The 4,624-nt window shown below is 31.8% G+C and carries 5 protein-coding genes; all 5 read right to left on the bottom strand.

Annotated elements, in window-relative coordinates; translation table 11 throughout:
- On the bottom strand, positions 1–1,361 hold a 1,361-nt coding region (locus MR593_RS10665), incomplete at its 3' end, for a homocysteine S-methyltransferase family protein (protein ID WP_290692692.1).
- Positions 1,327–2,052, bottom strand: a complete 726-nt coding sequence (locus MR593_RS10670; protein WP_290692694.1) for a vitamin B12 dependent-methionine synthase activation domain-containing protein — start codon at positions 2,050–2,052, stop codon at positions 1,327–1,329. The genes MR593_RS10670 and MR593_RS10665, both read right to left, overlap by 35 nt.
- Before the next feature lie 79 nt (positions 2,053–2,131).
- Positions 2,132–2,587 (bottom strand): S-ribosylhomocysteine lyase, encoded by a 456-nt coding sequence (locus tag MR593_RS10675; RefSeq protein WP_290692696.1) that lies wholly within the window; start codon positions 2,585–2,587, stop codon positions 2,132–2,134.
- Between the two features lie 149 nt (positions 2,588–2,736).
- Positions 2,737–3,675 (bottom strand): NAD-dependent epimerase/dehydratase family protein, encoded by a 939-nt coding sequence (locus MR593_RS10680; RefSeq protein WP_290692698.1) that lies wholly within the window; start codon positions 3,673–3,675, stop codon positions 2,737–2,739.
- 291 nt (positions 3,676–3,966) lie between these two features.
- A partial coding sequence (locus MR593_RS10685) for an amino acid ABC transporter ATP-binding protein (protein ID WP_290692700.1) occupies positions 3,967–4,624 on the bottom strand: 658 nt, incomplete at its 5' end.

Raw genomic sequence — 4,624 nt, forward strand, 5'->3', positions numbered from 1 at the left:
AGTTTCATCATGCCAACCGAATCAAAATTGAACACACTCCTGGTGGTCTGCCTGAACATGACCGGAACCGGATCACCTGTTATGACAAGAAAATCCTTTATACCATTGAGCTGTGCACCAAGCACGCTTCCTCTTATAGCTATCGCATTCTTATCCCTGCAGCACAGGTGAGGCATAACCCGAAGTCCCGTCTCTTTATGCACCTTCTCCGCCATTAGTATCGAATCCGCCCTTGTTCTTCCAGATGGAGAATCAGGAAATGTCACCACATCCACATGAGACTGCTTAAGTATATGGGCTGCATCAAGCAGCTTCTGATCGTTGACATCCACCGGTGGTGCCAGCTCCACAGCGATCAATTTATGCGTTTCTGATTTTTTGCTGTCAACACCACCATGTTTTTGCCGATCTCTGAGGAAATTGTCCTTTTCGCCACCGGCGGCCTGCTGCCTTTCCACATGAACCTTAGATGTCTTCACAATATCTCCAGACACCACGCGTGAAGTTATCTGCTCTATATACTCAGGATTTGTTCCACAGCATCCACCTACTATAGTTGCACCCATTTTTACAAATTCAGACACTCCTTCTAAGAATTGTTCTGCTGTCATTTTATATACAGTTTGTCCATTTTCGATGTCAGGAAGCCCTGCATTAGGTTGTACTATTACTGGTACACTAGCTCTTCTTATTATTTTTTCTACCATTGGCTTTAATTGTTCTGGTCCAAGAGAACAGTTGACACCTACAGCATCTGCTCCTAAGCCTTGTAATGTAACTACCATACTTTCTGGTAAACATCCTGTGAAGCTTCTTCCATTTTCATCAAAAGTCATAGTGGTGAATACTGGTAAATCAGTATTTTCTTTAGCAGCAAGTAAAGCAGCTTTTATTTCATATAGATCCATCATAGTTTCTATAATTATTAAATCTGCGCCTGATTTTTGACCTTGTACTACTTGTCTTTTAAATATTTCATAAGCTCTGTCAAAGCTAAGTGTACCCATAGGTTCAAGCATTTCACCTATTGGTCCTATATCAAGAGCTACATATTTTTCATTTCCATTATCTACTAGAGAAGCGGCCTTTTTAGCAGCCTTTACTGCTGAATCTACTATTTGTTCTACTTCATATCCTTCTGGTAATTTTAATTCGTTGCAGCCAAATGTACAAGTTGTAGCTACATTTGCACCTGCTTCAAAATATTCCTTGTGTATCTCAACTAATATTTCTGGATGCTCGTATCCAAATGCTTCAGGATTTTGTCCAGTTTGTAGACCTCTTCCTTGAAGCATAGTTCCCATACCACCATCAATTATTAGTATATTATCCTTTATATATTGTTTTACTTCCACAACCATCAGCCTTTCTTCTAAACTCGCAATTATCTCTGTTAGGACAATTATCACATGTTCGTTTAACTTTTTTTATTTTTTTATTTGTTATACCTATTAAAGCTACTACAGATTTTCTAGGTATCATAATCCCTGTATCTGTCACTGTAACCCCTATTTTTCTTTGTGCATTTAATACATTTAATATATCCTTATTCGCTCTTATATCTAGATCTCCATATCCTGGGCTATATCTCATCGTTAAGGATTTTCCTTCTTTGGCTACATCTTGCAAAATGCTATCTTGTACCATATCGCAAACTTCCTCAATAGAAGTTGTAGCACAAGCATCTATTATCACACCTTTAGTTAGGTTTTTATAACTATATCTTCTGATATTTTTTTCGATATTAAATCCAAGTGTAGCGTTCATCAAAACACATTTATCACAATCTTCAAGCAATTCACTTAAATCTTTGCTTTGTAGTTTTAATGTTGAGTTTTCAAATTCAATAGTATTAGAATCTAAATCATTTTTTATATTGTATATTTCATAGACATACTTTATATCAATATTTTCTTTAGTCTCCTCAATACATTGATCTATTTGAGAATTTAAATCATCATCTATATCTTGTCCATTATGCCCTAAATATCTAAGAACTTCAGATTTATCCACTAATATATCAGATATTGTTTTTCCTTGATTTATTACCATTTTATCGATTATCTCCACATATATAATATATATCTATTATTTTCTATTTTTATTTTAAATACACTATTTTTTATTTATATTATTCTCCGTATATATTTAGTGAAAATCCTTTATCTAACACATATTTAGCATATTCTTGAGCCCCAAATAATGATAAATCTCTGTAGTTTCCACATTCAACAGCAGTTGCTGCTATCATTTCCTTCGCATTTATAACCTTTATTAAAGCTCTTTCAAGACCTTCTTTAACAGTTTTTGCATCTACATCTCCCCACATAACTAGGTAGAAACCAGTTCTGCATCCCATTGGTGATAAATCTATAATATCATCTAATTCTTCTCTTAAATAAGTTGCTAATAAATGTTCTAAACCGTGCATAGCAGCTGTTCCAAAAGCTTCTACATTAGGTTGTAAAAATCTTAAATCGAATTTACTTACCTTGTCTCCCATTTTTCCATCTAATACACAGCATTTTCTTACAAAAGGTGCTTTTACTTTATTGTGATCTAATTTAAAACTTTCAACTTTTTCCATCTTCCTTATCTCCTTTTACCCGTTTTTGTATTTCATAATATAGAAAAACGTCTAAAGACTTTCTTTAGACGCCATAATATCAAAATATATTTCAATTATATATTAATAACTGTTTTTTGTAAATAATTCGTAAATTTTTAATATTCAAATTACACTATTTTTAAAACTTGATCCACTTCTACCATTTCTGGGTCTTCCATTTTTGGTTTATTCTTTACATACCACTTATATGTTTTCTTTAATCCTTTTTCAATAAGTATATTAGGTGTATAAAGTCCATGATCTATTAATTTATCTATTTCTAATACACAGCTAGTGTTTGTAAATGGAAAATAGCTTCTGTCCTTTACCTTTATTTTATCTGAATTTACATATTTTATTATAGGTTCTTTGCCTACAATTTCTCCACATGTTTCTATTAATTTTTTCCAAGTAACAAGCTGTGGTGTAGAAACGTTATACGCTTCTCTTACTATATCGTTTTTTGTCAAGCTATATAAAACCTTTACAAAATCATCAATGTAAATAAATTGGTTTACTACTGGTTCATTTCTATCACTAGGTACTGGAATCGCTTTACCTTCTTTGATTCTATCAAAGAAATACATTTCCCTATATAAGTTATTTTCTGGTCCATAAATATGAGTTGGTCTTATTATTATGTAAGGGATATCACTTTCTGTAATATATTTTTCAGCCTCTACCTTTTCTATTCCATACTTACCCCAAGCTGGATTTACTCCTTTTTCTCCATCCTCTGTTATGTATTTACCTGTGTTTTTATATACAGCTGCAGAAGATAGTACAACGTATTTTTTTAATGTGTCTCTATTAACAAATTGAATTAATTCTGCTATGTCTGACTTTAAGAAAGCAGTCATATCATAAATATAAGTATATTCATTATCTTTAAGTACATTTTTTAATTCTTCTTCTTTCCTTCTGTTACATGAAAAATGTTTATTTACTCCCTCATAATCAATTTTTCCTGTAGTCAAGACATCTACTTTATGTCCATGTTCTATAAAATACTTAGCAAGTGATTTTCCTATGAAATCACTTCCACCCATAATTAAAACTGACTCCATTTTTTCTTCATTCCTCCTTATGGATAAAAATTTATTAAGTTCAAAAATAATGTCATATTTATAATACCATATATTTCTATAATTTTAATGTATAATAAAAGTTATATAGTATGTTTTTATAAATTTTTTTATATAATATCTATACACTTCAACATTCATTTTTTAATAAAAAACTCAAAAAAAAGTAATAGCTTTTAATACTATTACTTTTGTAATTTATTTATCGAGTAAAACTATATCAATGTATAGATTTATATCAATTTTATTATATATAATTTATATTCTATAAGCTTACATATTTTTTAAAGTACGTTTCAAAAATTCACGAGTACGTTCTTGTACTGGATTATTAAATATCTGTTCTGGAGTACCTTCTTCTGCTATTACTCCTTGATCCATAAATACAACTCTATCAGAAACCTCTCTAGCGAATTCCATTTCATGAGTAACAACTAGCATTGTAAGTCCACTTTCTGCTAGCTCCTTCATAACCTTTAAAACTTCTCCGACCATTTCAGGGTCAAGCGCAGAAGTCGGCTCATCAAATAGCATAACATCAGGCTCCATAGAAAGTGCTCTAGCTATAGCAACACGTTGCTTTTGTCCACCTGATAATTGCTTTGGCTTTGCATTTATAAATTTATCCATTCCAACAACCTTTAAATACTTCATAGCTACCTTTTCAGCCTCTTGCTTTGAACGTTTTAAAACTTTAATTTGTCCAACAGTACAGTTTCCCAATACATCGTGATTGTTGAATAGATTAAATTGTTGGAATACCATTCCTAATTTTGTACGATATTTATATACATCGTGTTTTTCATCTAGTATATTTTCACCGTTGCATATTATTTCTCCACCACTTGGAGTTTCAAGTAAATTTATACAACGAAGAAGAGTTGATTTTCCTGAACCAGAAGATCCTATTATACAAACAACTTCACCTTTA

The sequence above is a fragment of the Intestinibacter sp. genome, from assembly GCF_022780145.1.
In the GTDB taxonomy this organism is placed as follows: Bacteria; Bacillota; Clostridia; order Peptostreptococcales; family Peptostreptococcaceae; genus Intestinibacter.